General features: G+C 41.9%; 17 protein-coding genes. 6 read left to right on the top strand and 11 right to left on the bottom strand.

The genetic code is table 11. The annotated features are described in order from the left end of the window. Positions 1 to 36: 36 nt before the first annotated feature. The gene (locus ABKW31_RS08905) at positions 37 to 618 is read right to left on the bottom strand and encodes a paraquat-inducible protein A (RefSeq protein ID WP_348615975.1); all 582 of its coding nucleotides are present in this window, start codon (positions 616 to 618) and stop codon (positions 37 to 39) included. A 323-nt stretch (positions 619 to 941) separates the two neighbouring features. Here ABKW31_RS08905 and ABKW31_RS08900 point away from each other — a divergent pair, with 323 nt between their 5' ends. Continuing rightward, positions 942 to 1,511 (top strand): hypothetical protein, encoded by a 570-nt coding sequence (locus tag ABKW31_RS08900; RefSeq protein ID WP_348615974.1) that lies wholly within the window; start codon positions 942 to 944, stop codon positions 1,509 to 1,511. A 25-nt stretch (positions 1,512 to 1,536) separates the two neighbouring features. Here the strand turns inward: ABKW31_RS08900 and ABKW31_RS08895 are convergent, their stop codons facing one another. The 3 genes from ABKW31_RS08895 to thpR all read right to left on the bottom strand — a co-directional run bounded on the left by ABKW31_RS08895 (position 1,537) and on the right by thpR (position 3,796). Next, a complete protein-coding gene (locus ABKW31_RS08895) occupies positions 1,537 to 2,145 on the bottom strand; it encodes a histidine phosphatase family protein (RefSeq protein WP_348615973.1) in 609 nt (202 codons plus the stop codon). Beyond that, complete coding sequence (gene purU, locus ABKW31_RS08890) at positions 2,145 to 2,999, bottom strand: formyltetrahydrofolate deformylase (RefSeq protein WP_348615972.1); 855 nt, start codon at positions 2,997 to 2,999, stop codon at positions 2,145 to 2,147. Before purU ends, ABKW31_RS08895 begins: the two co-directional genes overlap by 1 nt. Positions 3,000 to 3,250: 251 nt before the next feature. Beyond that, entirely contained in the window at positions 3,251 to 3,796 is a 546-nt protein-coding gene (gene thpR / locus ABKW31_RS08885) for an RNA 2',3'-cyclic phosphodiesterase (RefSeq protein WP_348615971.1), read from the bottom strand. 72 nt (positions 3,797 to 3,868) lie between these two features. On the opposite strand from thpR, the gene hrpB reads away from it, so the two are divergent. Further along, positions 3,869 to 6,328, top strand: coding sequence for an ATP-dependent helicase HrpB (gene hrpB / locus ABKW31_RS08880; protein WP_348615970.1), 2,460 nt, complete (start codon positions 3,869 to 3,871; stop codon positions 6,326 to 6,328). Further along, positions 6,328 to 8,682, top strand: a complete 2,355-nt coding sequence (gene mrcB, locus ABKW31_RS08875; protein WP_348615969.1) for a penicillin-binding protein 1B — start codon at positions 6,328 to 6,330, stop codon at positions 8,680 to 8,682. Before hrpB ends, mrcB begins: the two co-directional genes overlap by 1 nt. Before the next feature lie 11 nt (positions 8,683 to 8,693). Here mrcB and ABKW31_RS08870 read toward each other — a convergent pair whose 3' ends face one another. Both ABKW31_RS08870 and ABKW31_RS08865 read right to left on the bottom strand, forming a co-directional pair. Beyond that, entirely contained in the window at positions 8,694 to 9,482 is a 789-nt protein-coding gene (locus tag ABKW31_RS08870; RefSeq protein ID WP_348615968.1) for a hypothetical protein, read from the bottom strand. An 81-nt stretch (positions 9,483 to 9,563) separates the two neighbouring features. Beyond that, positions 9,564 to 10,073 carry a hypothetical protein gene (locus ABKW31_RS08865; RefSeq protein WP_348615967.1) on the bottom strand — a complete coding sequence of 170 codons (510 nt, stop codon included), beginning with the start codon at positions 10,071 to 10,073 and terminating at the stop codon, positions 9,564 to 9,566. Between the two features lie 207 nt (positions 10,074 to 10,280). On the opposite strand from ABKW31_RS08865, the gene ABKW31_RS08860 reads away from it, so the two are divergent. The 3 genes from ABKW31_RS08860 to ABKW31_RS08850 all read left to right on the top strand — a co-directional run bounded on the left by ABKW31_RS08860 (position 10,281) and on the right by ABKW31_RS08850 (position 13,012). After that, positions 10,281 to 10,619 (top strand): P-II family nitrogen regulator, encoded by a 339-nt coding sequence (locus ABKW31_RS08860; protein ID WP_306024307.1) that lies wholly within the window; start codon positions 10,281 to 10,283, stop codon positions 10,617 to 10,619. A gap of 17 nt (positions 10,620 to 10,636) precedes the next feature. Continuing rightward, complete coding sequence (locus tag ABKW31_RS08855; RefSeq protein ID WP_348615966.1) at positions 10,637 to 11,884, top strand: ammonium transporter; 1,248 nt, start codon at positions 10,637 to 10,639, stop codon at positions 11,882 to 11,884. Positions 11,885 to 12,088: 204 nt separating this feature from the next. Next, positions 12,089 to 13,012 (top strand): Dyp-type peroxidase, encoded by a 924-nt coding sequence (locus ABKW31_RS08850; protein ID WP_348615965.1) that lies wholly within the window; start codon positions 12,089 to 12,091, stop codon positions 13,010 to 13,012. Between the two features lie 19 nt (positions 13,013 to 13,031). Here ABKW31_RS08850 and ABKW31_RS08845 read toward each other — a convergent pair whose 3' ends face one another. From ABKW31_RS08845 to ABKW31_RS08825, 5 genes are all read right to left on the bottom strand, one after another. Continuing rightward, positions 13,032 to 14,123 carry an adenylate/guanylate cyclase domain-containing protein gene (locus ABKW31_RS08845; RefSeq protein ID WP_348615964.1) on the bottom strand — a complete coding sequence of 364 codons (1,092 nt, stop codon included), beginning with the start codon at positions 14,121 to 14,123 and terminating at the stop codon, positions 13,032 to 13,034. Between the two features lie 79 nt (positions 14,124 to 14,202). Beyond that, a complete protein-coding gene (gene hemL, locus ABKW31_RS08840) occupies positions 14,203 to 15,501 on the bottom strand; it encodes a glutamate-1-semialdehyde 2,1-aminomutase (RefSeq protein WP_348615963.1) in 1,299 nt (432 codons plus the stop codon). Positions 15,502 to 15,581: 80 nt separating this feature from the next. Continuing rightward, the gene (locus ABKW31_RS08835) at positions 15,582 to 16,586 is read right to left on the bottom strand and encodes an aspartate carbamoyltransferase (RefSeq protein WP_348615962.1); all 1,005 of its coding nucleotides are present in this window, start codon (positions 16,584 to 16,586) and stop codon (positions 15,582 to 15,584) included. Between the two features lie 98 nt (positions 16,587 to 16,684). Next, entirely contained in the window at positions 16,685 to 17,155 is a 471-nt protein-coding gene (locus ABKW31_RS08830; RefSeq protein WP_348615961.1) for a GNAT family N-acetyltransferase, read from the bottom strand. A gap of 73 nt (positions 17,156 to 17,228) precedes the next feature. After that, positions 17,229 to 18,689, bottom strand: coding sequence for a DUF3300 domain-containing protein (locus tag ABKW31_RS08825; RefSeq protein WP_348615960.1), 1,461 nt, complete (start codon positions 18,687 to 18,689; stop codon positions 17,229 to 17,231). Between the last annotated feature and the right edge of the window lie 167 nt (positions 18,690 to 18,856).

Here is an 18,856-nt window from a genome sequence, read left to right as displayed (position 1 = left end):
AATAAGTATCTGCCCTTTCATTTTAAACTACGTTTATTACAACCCTGTTGTGACTCTCTTTCGACTTATATGCGATGCGGATAATTGAGTTCCAATCATTGATAACAAACAGTAAGCAGTAAAATAGTAGAATCCGGGACCGGCCGCTGAAAAAGTTTGTGTGCTTACTTCAAATAGAATTTTAAAACCAAATATTGAAAATTGTTCTGTGCTGGCAGTATCAGCATGGTTAGTTGATAAAATCGCTAAGAATATTGCCACTACAAAAACATCAGCCATAGACCACTTGCCAATTCGATTGACTAATTGCACCAAAAAATTCTCAAGCGAGTTACTTTTAGCAAAATAGGCGAGGGTAATTGCCAGCGTTTTTAACAAAGGAATACAAACAGAAAATAAAAAAATCAGACCAGCCACAAATAGTCTGTCATCTTGCCAAAGCTCTTTGATAGTTGCCATGATAGACAATTCTTTATTGACCAAAGTCGATGTTAAGCTAGAGCCACTTAAGTCAACAAGCATACCCATATCCAACATGAACATGGTCAACAATATGCCTGGGAAAAATAAACCTAAGGACAATAGGTTTAGGGCGAAGCCTAGATGTTTTTTATACATTGGGTCAACAATAGTAAAGGGACTGATGTAGGTAGGTTAATAGGAAAACCAAATAACTACAGTATAAAGTTGTAACAAGTGTTATTTGCTAAAGTTTTGCCTACCTAATCCACATTGCTAATCACCATAAAAATCTTGGTTAGTTAGATTAATCAGTTAAGTGAGTATTAGTATTAGTGATAGTGAGTTTACATCGATTTTATTGAGTATGTTTCTTACTTCTATGGGGTATTAAATAATATACCAAATAGCTGTTTCCAATACGCTTATGGAGGCTTAGATTAGCTACACTCTGTGTATATTAAATCTGCCAGGCTAAACAAGTGAAACGATTCCTAATGTCATTTTTCGTCTTTGCTAGTTTTTCTTGTGTAGCCGAAAACTCGTTAATGAAAACCTCAGTGCAATGGATTGTTGATGCCTTGCCTGAGGATACCTCTTTCAATTTGGCATCTGAGGGTCTGGGATTTAAAGGTTGTAAACACCGTGATTATCAAATGCGCATATCACAACCTTTGACTGAATCTTTATCGTTTGATACGTCTGTAGGTTATTCGAAAGGTAAGCTGCAATGGGGGGTATTTAGTCAAAAAGTATCAGTATACGAAGTCTCTCTTGTTCCACGTTATCAAGTGTCTGAGCGACTCAGTTTTGGTCTTGGCGTCATTGCACAATCTCAAGTTAAATTTACCACCACTCAAGGTTTGGCCTTTGACCTGCCTAGTAATACAGAATGGTTAGCCTCTTCTCGTATACAAGGCTCTGCACCAGGTCACTATTGGGAGCTGATGGTGTCGAGCCAGAAATGGCAAGCGAGCCAAAACTCAGGGACTTGGTTTGAACGTGGGGCGGCAAATAATAAGTTTACGCTGCTATATAACGGTTCTTTTTAGGCCAGTAACAAGACTATTTTATGATTTAAGCGACACCTCCTTGTGCCAATTGAGAGAAGGTTAAGTGTCGGGTATCACATAAGGTCAACACGGTTTTGAAATCTGCACTATCTACTTCTATTATGCTGGTATTAGCATACTCTGCCTTCGCCCAGTTCTGATACAATCTTAAATCAAGATGACTCTTGACGAGTTCACGCAGGACTAAGCCGTGGGTCATAACAATTATATTGTCATTAGCCGTTTGCCATTGCTTTAGAATGTATTGCCATGTTTGGTCTATACGCTGTGAAAACTGTTCAATACTCTCGCCATTTGGCGGTATAAAATTTTGTTGATGAAAATCATGACCAATTTCGTCATAGTGTTTACCTCTGATATCGCCAAAATTTCGTTCGCGTAATAGTTCGCTGTAACTAATGCTGCAACCTAAAGCAGCAACCAGTGGTGCTGCAGTTTGCTGGGTTCTTATATAATCACTGCAAAATATATGGTTTATAGTTCGCTGTGAAAAATGTTTTGCTAGTTCCTGAGCTTGTTTAAACCCAAGGACTGATAATTCTGTCTCGGGTTGTTGTACTATTTTATCTCGATTACCGTCAGTTTCACCGTGGCGGATTAAATAAAGTGGCATTAAGCAAATACCACCGTTTTGTGTTGATGAATAATCACGCGATCTTCTAAGTGATAGCGAACACCGTTTGCTAATGCTGTTTTTTCACAGTTTTTACCTTTTCTAACCATATCGACTGAACTATCGCTGTGACTGATGCGCATCACTTCTTGTTCAATAATCGGCCCTTCATCTAAGTCACTGGTCACATAATGACAGGTTGCTCCAATGAGTTTTACCCCACGATCATAGGCTTGTTGATAAGGTTTTGCCCCAGCAAATGAGGGTAAAAAGCTATGGTGAATATTGATCGCCTTACCCGCTAACTTTTTACATAAATGGTCAGGAATAATTTGCATAAAGCGCGCTAGTACCGTTAAGTCAGCGTCATAGGCGTCAATGAGTCTCTCTACTTCAGCAAAGGCCTTTTGTTTTGACTGATCTTTAAAGTCAACCCAATGAAAGGGTATGTTGTGCCAATCTGCAAACTGTTTCATTTGAGGATGGTTGGCGATGATGCAAGGTATATCGCAGTATAGTTCACCGCTGTGCCAGCGATGTAATATGTCCATTAAACAGTGAGATTCATGGCTAGCTAACATCACGACTTTTTGCTTTTGCAAAGAATCACTTAATTTCCAATTCATGGCAAATTTTTCAGCAATTGGGGCAAAAGCAAGGTTCATCTTTTCAATCGTCATATTGACAGAATCTGCGCGGATTTCATGGCGCATAAAAAAGCGCCCGGTCTGTAGGTCGGTATGATGGTTGGCTTCGACAATCGTTGCCTTGTGCTCGGCTAAAAACTGACTAACATTGGCCACTAAACCAAGTTGATCGGGGCAATCTATGACTAATCTAAAGGTTTGTTGCATGTCTATTCCAATAATGATGTTCAATTTGCATAGTGTACTGGCGCAAGTTTTTGGTAAAAGAACTAAATCCAATAACGCATAAGTATTTCATCATAGAACTGCCTTGCTGTCCTATTCAAGCCAAGTTAAACAGTCCCAAAGATGGAAATGAATTTATTCTGGAGTCTTTTATTACTCCTTGGGTAAAAAACACCGACAAAACTTGGCTAAGTAGAGACAAGCTATAAATATAAAAATATTGATGCCTGTGCTTAAGATGTCAAGCTGTGTGCTTTTATTACTGGGGGGAGTTGCCACGTTTTTTTAATGGCATAGTTTACCCCATTAGCAGTTGATATGGATTCATATAGATGAAAGGCACAAGCTCGCCAAGTGAAATCGGGAGCAATTAGAGGGGCTGGCGGATTGGAGCTGCATTTTCTAACTAAAGTAAGGTGGGCTTGATAGTCTCTTTTTTGCATAATTATATTTGCACTGTGGGCAGCGCTAGTGAGTGTTTTGACTAAGTCTAGATGGAATTTTGCAGGCTGTGAACAGCCTAACCATAGCGCCTTAGGCTTTGGCCAATAACCCAAAATATCCAAGTGGACCTGAAATTCTGTAATACCATCAATCAATTGGATGTGCTGTTCTAAGCGGTCCTGTTGGTCGAGATTAATCTGCCCGAGAAATGCTAGGGTAATATGATAATTAGCCGCAGGTACAATCTGGTTAAAAGGTGGTAAAACTTTGCTGCGCCAGTTTTCTATGGCAAGTTTAGTTGTTGCATCGGGTTCAAGTCCTACAAAAGCACGCATACTGTTCACTTATAATTTTGTTATCATAGCGCTAATTTACGCAAACCCGATTTTAGTACAACGAGATTTTAATTGTTACCCATCACCTCTATTTTGCCACAACTTCAAAATCAACTTTTAGTAGGCGACGCTATTGTTGTTGCGCCGCCTGGCGCGGGGAAGTCAACTGAACTGCCGCTCGCGTTACTGCGCGGTGGCTTATTTGCTAACAAAAAAATTATCATGTTACAGCCCAGACGTATCGCGGTGCGTAATATTGCCGCTTATTTGGCGGCACAGCTTAATGAATCCGTCGGTCAAACAATAGGTTACCGCATAAGAGGTGAAAGCAAAGTAAGTGCTAACACTAAGTTAGAAATAGTGACTGAAGGCATTCTGACTCGTATGTTGCAGCACGAGCCAGAATTACCTGATATTGGATTAATTATTTTTGATGAGTTTCACGAGCGCAGTGTACATGCTGATTTTTCTTTAGCCTTGTGTTTAGAGGTGCAACAAAGTTTACGTCAAGATCTGCGCTTGTTAGTGATGTCAGCGACCATGGATGTCGATGCGTTAATACGATTGCTGCCTGCGGCCATGTTATTAGAATCTGTTGGGAGAAGTTTTCCCGTGGATGTGCATTATCATCCAAACGTTAGCAAGATTTCTTTAGCAGACAAAATTACTCAGTTAATTCTTAGCGTTTTTCCCCAACATAAAAAAGATGCATTAGTTTTTCTACCAGGAGTTGGCGATATTAAGCGGGTTGCCGAGCGTTTAACGACGAGCTTAGCAGGGAAAGTCGAGGTGCACAGTTTATATGGCGAACTAACTAGCCAGCAGCAACAAGCTGCTTTGATGCCTAGTTCATCGGGTAGCCGTAAGATAGTCCTAGCCACCAATATTGCAGAGACCAGTTTGACCATCGAAGGCATTGAATTGGTTATCGACAGTGGTATTGAAAAGTGTGCGATTTTTCATTTAAATCGGGGAATAAATCAGTTACGCAGTCAAAAAATATCCCAAGCCTCTGCCACCCAGCGCGCTGGTCGAGCTGGTCGTCTTGGCCCGGGTACGTGTTATCGTTTATGGAGTCAGGAACAGCAGCAACGACTGAGTGCCCAGTCAAGTGCAGAAATTTTACATACTGATATGGCGTCTTTTGTTTTAGAGGCCGCTGTTTGGGGGTCTGCAATAAATAAACTTAACTTGTTGGATTTTCCGAGTGCTCCTCAACTAGAACAGGCGCAGCAGTTGCTGCTCAGTTTAGGCCTATTAGACAATCAGCTTAAAGTGACTGACAAGGGGCGTAAAGCCCATCGTTTAGGCTGCCACCCTAGTATCGCCAATATGTTGCTAAAAACCGCTGAGATGGGACAGGCTCACCTTAGCTTAGCCTGTGCTATAGCCACCTTGTTAGAACACAAAGATCCTCTGGGGATTAGCGCAGGTGCGCAACTAAGCCTAAGACTTAGTTACTTGTTAGCGAATAAAAATCATGGTCTTTGGCAGTATGTGCGTCAATGGTATAAAAAAGTAAATTGTAGCCATGCTGTTTGGCCTTTGCACGATGTGGCAGCTTTATTGGCCTTTGCTTTTCCGCAGCGTTTAGCAAAGGCGCGACAGCAAGGGCGTTATTTACTCGCCGGTGGTTCTGGGGTGAAATTACCGCCAGAAGATGGCATGTATGGCTCTGACTGGCTAGTTGTAGCCGATATGCTAATTACTGACCAGCAGCAAGATGATGCGTTAATACGCTACGCTGAACCTATTGATAAAAAATGTATATTAGCTATTTATGCCGAATCGATTGAACCAAAGGATGTGCTTGTTTGGGATAAGTCTGCTGAAAAAATATCAGCGAGTCGAGAATTGAAGCTGGGCAGTATTGTGCTGCAAAAAGACCAACTGGCCAAACCTTCGACGGCGCAAATACAAACAATTTTGCGCGCTGTGATAGTTGATAAGGGCATAGAGGCCCTGCGTCTTAATGATGAGTGTTTGTCTTTGCAGCACAGGGCAACTCTCGCGCAAAAACTATTACCAGACGAAAACTTGCCTGACTTATCAAATGAGGGTTTATTAAGTGCCCTAGATAGTTGGTTTTTGCCCTTTGTTGAGCAAATGACTTCGTGGGCACAGATACTTAAACTCGATTTTTACACCTTACTAAAAAATCAATTTTCTTGGCAACAATGGCAGTCTATTGAACAACTTTTACCCAGCCAACTATTGTTACCCAGTGGTCGTAAACATACTTTATCTTACGGACATAATGATGAGGTAACGTTGGCCGTGAGAATGCAGGAATTGTATGGTTTACAAGTACATCCTAGTATTGCACGAGGAAAGCGCCTGGTGACCATCGCCTTGTTATCACCAGCGAGTAGACCTTTGCAAACAACCCAAGATTTACCGGGTTTTTGGCAAGGCACATATAAACAAGTACAAAAAGAAATGAAAGGTCGTTATCCTCGGCATTTCTGGCCAGATGACCCTGCAAACTCTCCAGCAACAACCACAACTAAAAAGAATATGAAATTATCCTGATGCGTAAATCTAATAAAGACACAAGGGCAAAATCTGACAAACAAACGGCTACAAAAAGGACTTGGTGGCGCAAATTTAATCCATTCACTTGGTTATTTCGTCATTGGTGGAAATTGACGTTGGTGATTGTGGTGCTACTAAGCGCCTACGGTTTGTATTTAAATACTCAGATTACGGCTAAATTTGCCGGCAATAAATGGCAAGTTCCCGCACAGATTTTTGCGCGCCCATTGCATTTAGAGCTTAAGCAAGAAATTACTGTGGCGGAAATTATTGATGAGCTGAATTTATTGGGGTATCGCAAGGTAGGACGTGCTGATAGCTCGGGCGAATATCAACTACTCGGTAAAAAAATACGTTTTGTGAGGCGCAAATTTGACTTTCCACACGGGGCTGAAGACATTCGTCATATCGAAGTGACTATTGAATCAGACCGTATTAAGCAGATTATTGAGTTGCCCGTCGGCAATGATTTGCAACAAATCGACCTAGAACCTTGGTTGGTGACACGCTTGGTTAGTGGTGGTCGTGAAGATCGTATGTTAGTGAGATTAGATGAAGTACCTCCGGCCCTTATTCAAGCGTTAGTCTTAGTCGAAGATAATGATTTTTATCAGCATCATGGGGTTGCTCCTATGTCGATAATGCGTGCACTGTTGGCTAATATAGCGGCGGGCAGAGCGGTACAAGGTGCCAGTACCCTAACTCAACAATTGGTAAAAAATCTATTTTTGACTAATGAAAAGTCAATCTCTCGTAAAGTAAAAGAAGCCTTTATGGCGCTAATTATTGATGCGAAATACAGTAAAAGTGAAATTCTTGAGACCTATTTGAATGAGGTGTTTCTTGGTCAAAATGGCAATAATGGTGTATTTGGCTTTGGCTTAGCCAGTTATTTTTATTTTGACCGCCCAATCAATGAATTGAGCGTTGATGAAATGGCAACCTTGGTTGGCATAATAAAAGGGCCTTCGTTTTACAACCCCAGAAAATATCCAGAGCGGGTGAAAGAAAGGCGAGATCTCGTACTGCGTATCATGCTCGAAAATAATTTACTCACCCCCAAGGATTATAAACAATCTGTCGCCAATAGCCTGCAGTTGGCCTCTGGTGCCAGTCTTAAAAAAGATAAACACCCTGCATTTATGGATAAGGTACGCCGGGAATTACGTGATGTGTTGATTAATCCAGACATTCGTCAGTCTGGATTAAAAGTCTTTACTACCTTGGATACCAACGCGCAGATTAAGGCTGAGTTAGCGCTTTCTGAAGGTGTGGCTAAACAAGAAAAACGTATGGGTCTTAGCCAATTTGAAGGGGCCATGGTGGTGACTGATATTGCTAAAGGTGAAATCCGGGCTCTTGTGGGGAGTCGTGATATCAATTATGCCGGTTTCAATCGCGCCTTGGACGCAAAGCGTGCAATAGGGTCCCTGATTAAGCCCGCCATTTATCTGACCGCCTTAGAGCAGCCTAGCGAATTTAATTTAGCCACCTTGTTGGCTGACGAACCTATCAAGCTAAAAAGTAGTGAAGGTAAGGTGTGGGAGCCAAAAAATTCAGACAAAACCTTTCGAGGGCAAGTACCCTTAATGACCGCCTTGGTTCAATCGTTAAATGTACCTACTGTCGGCTTGGGGATGGAGCTTGGTTTGGGCACGATAACCGATACCTTATGGCGCTTAGGTATCGAGGATGATATTGCCTTGTATCCAGCGTTGACGCTAGGTGCGGTAAATTTTTCTCCTGAACAGGTAAATCAAATGTTTCAGACTATGGCTAATCACGGCCGTTATCTGCCGTTGCATAGCATTACTAATATTATGTCACCTGACAATCAGTTGTTATGGCATTTTGATACATTAGCTCAGCAACGGGTCGATGAGCAGGCAACTTATTTATTGAATTATGCTTTGCACAAAGTGACTTTAGAGGGCACAGCCGAACAGATACACAGCCAATTTCAAGATATTAATATGGCGGGTAAAACTGGAACGACTGATGACTATCGGGACAGTTGGTTCAGTGGCTTTGATAATAATATTCTGATCACAACATGGATAGGTAAAGATAATAATCAACCGGTCAATTTGAGTGGTTCAAGTGGGGCTATGCAAATTTTTATTGATTATCAGCAGCGCCAGGCACCTAAGTCTTTGGTTAGGCGTTTCCCCGATGGCCTGAGCATCGCTCATTTTGATATTGCTAGCGGTAAAGTAAGTAAGGCAGGCTGTCAAGATACTGTCAGTTTGCCGGCCATAACGGTGGCCTTACCTCGCCCACCTGATAGGTGTGCGGGTGCGCCTATCGAATCGAAAAAGTCTAAGAGTTTATGGGAAAAAATATTCGGCTAAGTAAAGCTTAACTAAGGTTGATTACTATTATCTTGATTTTGCATCGCGGGCAATTCTGCGGTCTTATTCAAGCGCTTTTGAATAAATGCCTCAAAGGGCGGCGGTTCACTGCATTTTACCTTACCGCCCATAAAGCCGGCCACGGTGGCTAAAGCTTGACTAGATGCTGAACTACAATCAACACTCGTGGTGACTTTTTGTTCGAATCGTTCTGCTTCAGTTAAAAATGAATCGCTTTCTGTGGCGCCTAACTTTGGATGGTCTCGCTGTTGCCTATATTCACTTGCTGCTTGCGCAGCTAAGCTGTTCAATTGACTTTGTTGATAAGAATTCAACTGGCTTTTTGCTACATCTTGTACAGGTTGTTGAAACCTATTTTGTTGCTCGTCTGAAGCTGCAAACGTCGGTGGGGTGTCATTGACTGGTGGTGATTCAATCTCTGGCTCTGGTGCCTCTTCAACCTTTGATTCATCATTGATGGGCTCTTTTACTGGGTCGAGTTCAGGAGGAAGGGCCAAATTTTCAGGTTCTAGGCCTTGCTCTTCTGGCGCGGTGATTTCCTTTGGTATTTCTGTCTCTACGGCACTTGGCGTTTGTTCATCATCCGCTGGTAAAGACTCCTCCACCGGCACAAACGAGGCGGTATCTACAAATAATAATTCAGCTTGAATAATCGGCGGGTTTTCCAAGCTAACAATAGGCTTATGCTTGCCTATATAAAGCAAGGTAAACAGAGCTAAATGAAGTGAAATGGAAACAAGTACGATCAGGCTTAATCTACGATTTTGGTTATTGAGCACTTATCGAGTCGACCTGTCCAGAATAAAAGTATCAAGCATAGAGCTCCAATAAAGCATAAAGTTCCCCTCGCTGGTCACAGTCTATGTTTGTAAAAGTTTACGCGCTTCCGCCTCTGTTTGCACTACAGTGACTTGCCAACTGCTTTTGACAAAAATGTCTTTTAGCAATAAGCCCACACCTTCTGACTCTGCAAACGCCGATAAGATCACCAGATGTCTGTCGCTCACTTGTTCGGCATCGCGCTTACCTAAAAGAGCTAAACCCTGTCGATCCTCTGCGGTAAGCTGAGAGCCAGAAATTCGGCTAAAATCCCAAAATAAATTACGATTGTTTTTCAAGGCTTGACGATACTTTGAGTCCTGAATCATAAAAATTAAATCTAAGGCCGTAATTAAACCTTCAAATCGAATCGTTGCTGTTGAATCTTGGCTCGTAATTTCATAGTGCATAGCCCCTCCGTTTGATGCATAGATATGCATCTGATGATTACTTTCACCGCGCATGTCTAAGGTAATTAGCTGACATCCCATTACAAGTGTACTGGATGTCACTTTTTTTGACGAATATTTATCTGCTAAGAATGAATTCATCTCTTATACCAGTGCATTGCACCAATTTGGGGTGAAATGTGTATTGCGAACCAAAACCGTGCAATAAAAAACTATTTTTGCTGACTCATTTCATTTATGTAATTGAAATATATAGTTTTTTATTTGTGGCATAGGTCTTGTTCTATGTAATGCAGCGACTTGCAATAAAAAATCAATAAAACACTGAAAAACACTGGGAGCAACACCATGAAATTAGTAACTGCGATCATTAAGCCCTTCAAGCTTGATGATGTACGCGAAGCAATCTCCGAAATAGGAATCGATGGTTTGACTGTTACCGAAGTTAAAGGCTTTGGTCGTCAAAAAGGTCATACAGAACTTTACCGCGGTGCAGAATATCAAGTCGATTTTTTGCCCAAAGTGAAGCTTGAAATCGCTGTTCAAGACGATCACGTTGACCGTTTAGTTGAAGCCATCGTGGGTTCAGCTAAAACCGGAAAAATAGGTGACGGTAAAGTATTCGTCTATGACCTAGAACATGCAGTACGTATTCGTACCGGTGAAATCGATGGCGAAGCCATTTAGTCGTTAAGGAGAGAATCATGGAAATTACATTTGAATTGGGTTACGCCCTCGATACGTTTTACTTTTTAATTTGCGGTGCCTTAGTGATGTGGATGGCAGCTGGTTTTACTATGCTAGAAGCCGGTTTGGTTCGTGCTAAAAACACCACTGAAATATTAACTAAAAACGTCGCTTTGTATGCAATCTCTTGCATCATGTTCATGATTTGCGGTTACTCAATCATGTACGGTGGCGATGAGTTTGTGATGTTTCTTTCAGGCATCACTGGTGATGGCGCAACCGGCGTAGCTGAAGAGCCCGCAACCTATGCTCCATCAGCTGACTTTTTCTTCCAGGTAGTATTCGTTGCAACAGCAATGTCTATTGTTTCTGGGGCAGTCGCTGAGCGCATGAAATTGTGGTCCTTCCTTGCTTTTGCTGTTGTCATGACAGCGTTTATCTACCCAATGGAAGGTCGTTGGACTTGGGGTGGCGAGCCTGTGTTTGGCATGTATACCTTAGGTGATTTAGGTTTCGCAGATTTTGCAGGTTCTGGCATTGTTCATATGGCCGGTGCAGCAGCTGCATTAGCGGGTGTATTGTTATTAGGCGCTCGTAAGGGTAAATATGGTGCTGATGGCAAAACTAACGCGATTCCTGGTGCTAACTTACCTATGGCGACTTTAGGTACATTTATCTTGTGGATGGGTTGGTTTGGTTTTAACGGTGGTTCAGTATTAGCTACCGCTACTGTTGAAAGTGCTAACAGTGTTGCAGTGGTATTTATGAATACTAACGCAGCAGCAGCAGGCGGTTTAGTCGCTGCGCTTATCTTAGCCCGTATATTGTTCAAAAAGGCTGATCTTACTATGGCCCTCAACGGTGCTTTAGCTGGTTTGGTGGCAATTACTGCTGAACCTTCAACTCCTACTCCATTACAGGCAACTCTTTTTGGTGCGATGGGCGGTATCCTAGTAGTACTTAGTATTCTGGCCTTAGACAAACTTAAGATAGATGATCCAGTTGGCGCAATCTCTGTGCATGGCGTGGTTGGTTTACTTGGTTTGTTACTCGTTCCTATTACTAATGACGGTGTATTACTAACTGGCCAGTTAATCGGTGCTGCTACTATTTTTGTTTGGGTATTCGGTGCTAGCTTAATTGTTTGGGCTATCATTAAAGCCGTAATGGGTATCAGAGTTAGTGAAGAAGAAGAGTTTGAAGGTGTTGATATCAGCGAGTGTGGCTTAGAAGCCTATCCAGACTTCGCTATCACACGTAACTAAGCTTGATATTTAAATAATGGGATAATAATAATAATCACCCATTGATACTCGAGAGACTTAAAATTTCGCGAGTATCTCAGCCAGGAAGGCCATAACCCCGCAATTAGCGGGGTTTTTTTATGCGAGGAATAAATACTTAAAAACTTCAAAAATATCAATAATAACGTATAGTTAGAAGAGGATAGTTAAAAGATTAGTCGTGATATGACCCAAGCTCAAAAAGGTATATGCGCAGAGCCTAATTTGCATGCCTTGTACTTGATTTTTAATGTGATTGATGACGAAGAACAAGCCATTCGTAGCAAGTTGGCTTATATTCTAGAGTTATTCACCCATTTTGATGAAGAATATTATGAGGCGATGGTCTCGGGTATTATTGCTATTGGTGCGCATTATTGGCATGAACTCTATCCCGGTTTAATCCCTCAGGCCTTAGCGCCTTTTCCGGATATGCACTGTGAAGACCGCAATGCGCCAGTTTCTCCCGGTGATCTATTTATCCAAATACGTGCTGATCGCTTGGATGTTTGTCACGCCTTGGGTATGGAGATTTGTCAGCTGTTAAAGCCTCATGTTGATTTGTTGGAAGAAGTCAGAGGTTTTCGCTATTTAGACGGACGTGAATTGACCGGTTTTGTGGAGTCTGTCAGTAATCCAAAAGGCATGCAAAAGTTTGCTATTGCGGTGGTAGACGACAATGATCCTGATTTTACGGGGGGCAGCTATGTCCATGTGCAACGTTATCAAATTAATATGCAAACTTGGCAACTGCTGCACGAGTCTGATCAAGAAGATATTATGGGCTGTAATAAGAGCAATAACCTTTCTTTCGATTTGGGTGAATTAGCGGAGTACTCTCATGCTAAACGCAGTCATTATAGTGCAGACAATCTGGAAAAAATTGAATTATTACGTCACAGCATGCCCTTTGGTGACATGTCAGTACAGGGCAGTATGTTTGTAAGCTGTGCAAACAGCCCGCAACCCTTTAAAAAGATGTTGCGCAGTATGATCTTTGGCACAGAGCAAGGCATGTATGACAAACTACTTGATTATATGACAGCACAAACAGGTGGTGCTTTTTTTGCTCCTTCAGTGAATTTTATTAAGCAACAAGCTAAAAGTTAATCCTGCTTGAGCTAAATAACTAAAGCAATATAGCCCCATCCCAATCACTTTTTAATGGCAGTTGCTGCAATTTTTGACATTGGTTAATGTGATGAATAACCAAAGTATCGTGAGGATTAATGGCTTGTGCTTGTTGGAAATAGCTTATAGCTTTTGGCCAGTTTTGTTGTATGCGACTACTTAAACCTTTTGCAATTAAGGCTGCATTGGCTAGTTTAAGTTGCTGCAATTCAATAGGTAAGTGATCAATCACTTCATATATCTCGATAGGTGAACTGCGGCCCTTAACTCTTACCCAATCTAATACTCGATAACTAAAATGGTGTTTCGCTTCAGCAACGTCAAGTGTTGCCGCGCTTACCACAATATCGGTTTGATAAAGAGGCGCAAGTGCCTCCAAGCGATAAGCAATATTCACGCTATCGCCAATCACCGTGGTGTCCATTCTGTCATCTGAACCAACGGTACCGATGATCACGGGACCAAAATGAATGCCGATACCGATATTGATTGGCGGATATTTAGAGTTATTACGATGCTGGTTGTAAATATTAATCGCGTAACGCAAATCGAGTGCGGCTCGAATGGCATCTTGGGCTTTATCAGAGTTTTGTCCTTCCGGTCGGTCAAATAAGGCCATGATGGCATCACCGATGAACTTATCGATAAAACCGCCGTTTTGATGGATAGGATCATTCATGCGCAAAAAATAGGAATTCAAAAAATTCATTAGTTCTTGCGGGCTCATTTTTTCTGAAAGCCCGGTAAAACCGCGAATATCGCAAAATAAGATGGCTAGTTCGTCTTCATCGGCGCGGCCCAGCTCTAAGGACGAAGAGCCATGTTTAGCAAAGTGATCAACAAACTGCTTAGGCACAAATTTACGAAAAGTTTGATTTAATCGCATCGACTCATCCGCTTTATCTTTAAAGCGTTGAATGGTTTCTGCGTCTTGAGGTTCGTCAAGCTTGCTTGAGGAAGGATCCAATAGGGGATGAAGCTGTTTCTCAGCACGAGGTATTTTGCGCCAGAGAATCACCAGCAACACAGTATAGACCATGATAATAACAAGCAAACCCAGTGTTAGTGGGTGAGTAAGTTGTTCTAGCATAGTGTGTTGTTCATCCAGTGGGCCCTTGCTGACTACTGTCTTTGGAAGTATGTGCTTCCAAAGACAGAGTTATGCTTTGCTATTTGTTGGTTGTGGCTGCAACGTCAGCCAATACTTTATCAGCTATGAGCAAAGTTTGCTCGATGATATCCTTTGTGTGGGCCGCGGATACAAAACCTGCCTCATAGGAGGCTGGAGCCAAATAAACACCATTAGCTAACATGCCATGATAAAACTGGTTAAATTGTACCGTATTACAATGCGTCGCTTGCTGATAATTGGTCACTCTTTCAACATCGGTGAAAAACAAACCAAACATACTACCGGCATAATTAACCGTCATCGGAATGCCATGTTTATTAGCGATGGTCTTAAACCCTTCTGCTAACATTTTGGTGTTTTCAGTAAGTTGCTCATATAGACCTTCTTGCTGAATCGCCGTCAATGCAGCAATACCTGCCGCCATAGCCACGGGATTGCCAGACAATGTACCCGCTTGATAAACAGGTCCAACCGGGGCTAAACATTGCATTACTTCACGTTTACCGCCAAAGGCACCAACCGGCATGCCGCCACCAATCACTTTACCTAAGCAGGTGATATCAGGTGTAATCGCATATTTTTGTTGTGCCCCACCCAGCGCGACACGGAATCCTGTCATGACTTCATCAAAAATAAGTAGGGCACCATATTGGTCACAAATGTCGCGTAAACCGGCTAAAAAGCCCTCTACTGGCGGAATACAATTCATATTGCCAGCGACAGGCTCGACAATAATACATGCAATATCATCTGGATTCTGAGCAAAGGCTTCAGCGACGGAAGCTAAATTATTAAACTCTACGGTTAAGGTATGTTTAGCAAAATCAGCGGGTACGCCAGGTGAGCTCGGCACACCAAATGTGAGTGCCCCAGAGCCCGCTTTAACTAATAAGGAGTCAGCATGGCCATGGTAACAACCTTCAAACTTGAGTATCTTGTTGCGATTAGTGTATCCACGGGCCAAACGAATCGCACTCATGGTCGCTTCAGTGCCCGAATTAACCATACGGAGCATTTGCATTGAAGGCACTAGTTTATTGACCAACTCGGCCATAGTTACTTCCGCTTCGGTAGGCGCGCCAAAGCTTAAACCAAAGTGTGCGGCTTCAATCAGGGCATTGCGAATAGCTGGATGATTATGCCCCAGAACCATGGGACCCCACGATTGCACGTAATCGATATAGCGTTTTTGATCAACGTCGAAGATATAGGGGCCATCTGCTTTGCTGATGAATGGTGGCGTACCACCAACTGCTTTAAAGGCTCTAACGGGTGAGTTAACGCCGCCAGGAATATGCTGCTGGGCGCGATGAAATAGATCGATTGATTTTTGCATAATGACTTCTTATTTGTGGCATCAAATGCCAATGAAAATTAAATTTGTCTAGAGACGTCTAAGTGCTTTGCACATTACAGTTAGCTCTTTACGTGCCAATGCACGTCACGATCAAATTTGTGCACAATATCGTGCACACCGAGAGTTAATGCGAACAGCGCCATTCTGACCAAAATACCATTATCGGTTTGTCGAAAAATAGCCAGATTTGGGTTTAAATTCAAATCGTTATCTAACTCGTTTGCCTCAGCCCGTGAATCACGAGGGAGGGGGTGCATAATGACTGTTTTAGATTGAAAATGTTTAGTATAAATTAACTGATTCAAGCGAAACTTCCCACGATAAAGATTGGCTTCCTGTTGTGAGGGAAATCGCTCTTCTTGAATACGTGTTTGATAGCAAATATCAGCATCAAGATAGCCTTCTAATTGTTCACTAATTGTATAGTGGTGACCGGCTTGATCAATGGCATCAATGATAGCCGCAGGCATGGCCAGTTCTTTAGGCGAAATTAAAGTAAATCGTACATTTTTAAATAAACACAACAACTTAGAAAGTGAATGCACGGTTCGACCATGTTTTAAATCACCGATCATTGCTATATGCATGCCGTCAATATTACCACCATGGTAGGTCAATTCTTTTTGAATAGTGTATAAATCTAACAAAGCTTGGGTTGGGTGCTCATTTGAGCCGTCGCCACCGTTAATCACCGGAACACGGCTGCCATCGGCAAATTCTGCTACCGAACCTGAATCAGGGTGGCGCATCGCAATAATATCTGAATAGCCACTCAATACTCTGGCAGTATCATATAGTGACTCACCTTTTGCTAACGCAGAATTGCTCATACCAGTTGTTTCTCTAACATCACCACCAAGTAAGTTAAAGGCTGAACCAAAGCTCACTCTCGTTCTTGTACTGGGTTCAAAAAATAAATTGCCCAATATCGCACCATCAAGCACAGTCGTGCGTTTTTGCCGTTTGGCATAGGGCAACATTTGATTAGCAATGCTAAATACTGTTTCAATTGCGTCGCGATTAAATTGATTAACGGAGAGAATATGACTGCCTTCAAACTTCATAAATTAGCATACTTGCAAGGTGAAAAGTGGTGAGTATTTTAGCAAAGTTAAAGGTGTATTGGCTTGAAAATATCGATATTACGTCTTATTTCTTTGCATTAATTTAGTTGTGTTAAGTCCAAGTGCATAAAAGTGCTGTTTGGATCGGCTTTATAGTCAGCAAAAGGGCCACAAAATTGAAAACCTTTATGTAAATAAAGCTGATGTGCTGGATGGAAAAAAGTTTGGGTACCCGTTTCGAGGAGCAGTTGTTTTAGACCTAAACAATGTGCCTCACGAATAATGTGATCGACTAACTGACTTGCTATCCCCTTACGACATTGACCGTTAGCGGTGCGCATTGATTTAATCTCACCTTGAGAAGTATTCAATATTTTCAGTGCGCCACAGCCTAGAAGTACTTCACCTTGCCACGCGCACCAGAACTTAATATTGCTGGCTTTCAGTTTGCTTAAATCTAAGGCATGCACTGATTCGCTAGGGGAAACACGATACATATCGTTCAAATGTTGTTGCAGAAGTTCGGCAATTTGCAGACCGCTTAAGTCATCTCGTTCGATAGTCAGCATAATGACTCCTATTATAATTTAGTGGGTACTAAACTTTAATAGGAGTCATCGAACAAACAAACCTTTTTGTGGATTATTCCTTTACCCGTCGCTGTGATTGGTGCGACTTGTTTGAACTTGAGTTCGTCTTACTATTGCTATTACTTTTTTGTGATGACTCTCGTTGTCGATGGGTGTTATTAGTATTGTTATATTTACTCTGTTCTTGCCTTTTATACTGAGTCTGTTGTGTTTTTTGCTGTCTGTTGGTGTCAGTTGAAGATCTACTATCTCTTTGAGACTGCTCTTGAACCTGCGATTGGCGAGCTGAAGTGACAGGTGCCTGATACTGCTTTGTCTCTTGAGTTCGACTCCTTTGCTGACTACTTGCTTGGTCAATCAAACGCTGTTTATTGTTATTTACTTTTTCATATTTATTAACTTTTAATTCTTGTTGAATCTGGCTTGCACGCTTTTCGTCGTGCAGACTTTTATTGCGCTGCTGCGTTTTTTCAGATTGATAATGTTGAATATCCAATACACGCTGCTTATCAATTTGCGAACGTTTTTGCGTGGAATATTCTGTTGAATTGGTGACATACCGATTAGGATTAGTTTTTAAGTTGCCATAATCGCGGCTGATTGCTTGGCCATTAGTCGTATAATGTACGCCTCTTCTATGGGTTTCGTTGTGCTGCCATCTTGAGTATTCACGGTTGACTACAACGCGTCTGCTGTCGTGTGGCCATGATCTATAAGCCCGAGAACGATAGGCATAATCGGCATAAACATAACGTTCACGCCATCTAAAGCCACCAAAATAAAAGGTTGGACCGATATGAAAGCTAGGGCTCCAATAAACGCCTGAATTCAGCACATAGTAGGAGGGACGGTTCCAGTAATAAGGTTGATATGAATCCCACCACCAAGGGCCATAAACAACTCTTGTATCGTAATAGGGCACATAAATAACTTCTTTTTGTACCGGTTGAATGGTGATTTGTTCATTTTCTTGACTTACTTCAATGTATTGGTTGTTGTTTAGATTGCCTTGAGCATAGGCTTTTTGACGCAAAGTTTGTACGCTGCTTAATACCTGTTCTTCGTTGTTTAAAAAAGCGTCACCTAGTGCTTGCAGCCAATTCAGATCTTCGCTGAAGCGTTGCAGTAAGTCATTGAAAGGGATTAAGGCCTTGACACTGGGATCCCAGTCTTTATCTTCCACCGCATTAAGGGCTTGTTGTTCATCCAGATCTTTATTAGCTAAGCGCCAACGAGCAGCCTGAATAACTTCTAGTGGGTAGGTGGCGGCGACCAGTATATGTGACAACAGAGTGTCAGGATATAGAGCGATAGGAGCCAGTATTTGGTCAAGTTCTGCTTGATTGAGTTCAACTGACAGCTCATTTGATTGTACATTGTTGGTGTAAGGCGTGTTATCGGCTGCTTTCAATTGTGTTACTTGTGCATGTAACACATTCGCTTGCAAACTTAAGGCGATAGAAATCGATAATACAGATAGGTAGTATTTGATATTAATGGCTGGTTTTGACATATCAGTTTCCTAAACAAATGCCAGACAATGAATTTTGTATGACAATCTTTAACTACAGTTATAAGGCGTTTGCCCTTAACCAAAACTGAATAGAAGCTTAAAATTGTTGAAAAAGATTAAGGGTGGGCATAACGCCAACTATAGCTCACTACTAATATTATAGGATT

It is taken from the genome of Paraglaciecola sp. 25GB23A (assembly GCF_040012495.1).
Taxonomy (GTDB): Bacteria; Pseudomonadota; Gammaproteobacteria; order Enterobacterales; family Alteromonadaceae; genus Paraglaciecola.
The sequence above is the reverse complement of the archived record's forward strand: the minus strand, read 5'-3'. Positions and strand labels throughout refer to the sequence as shown.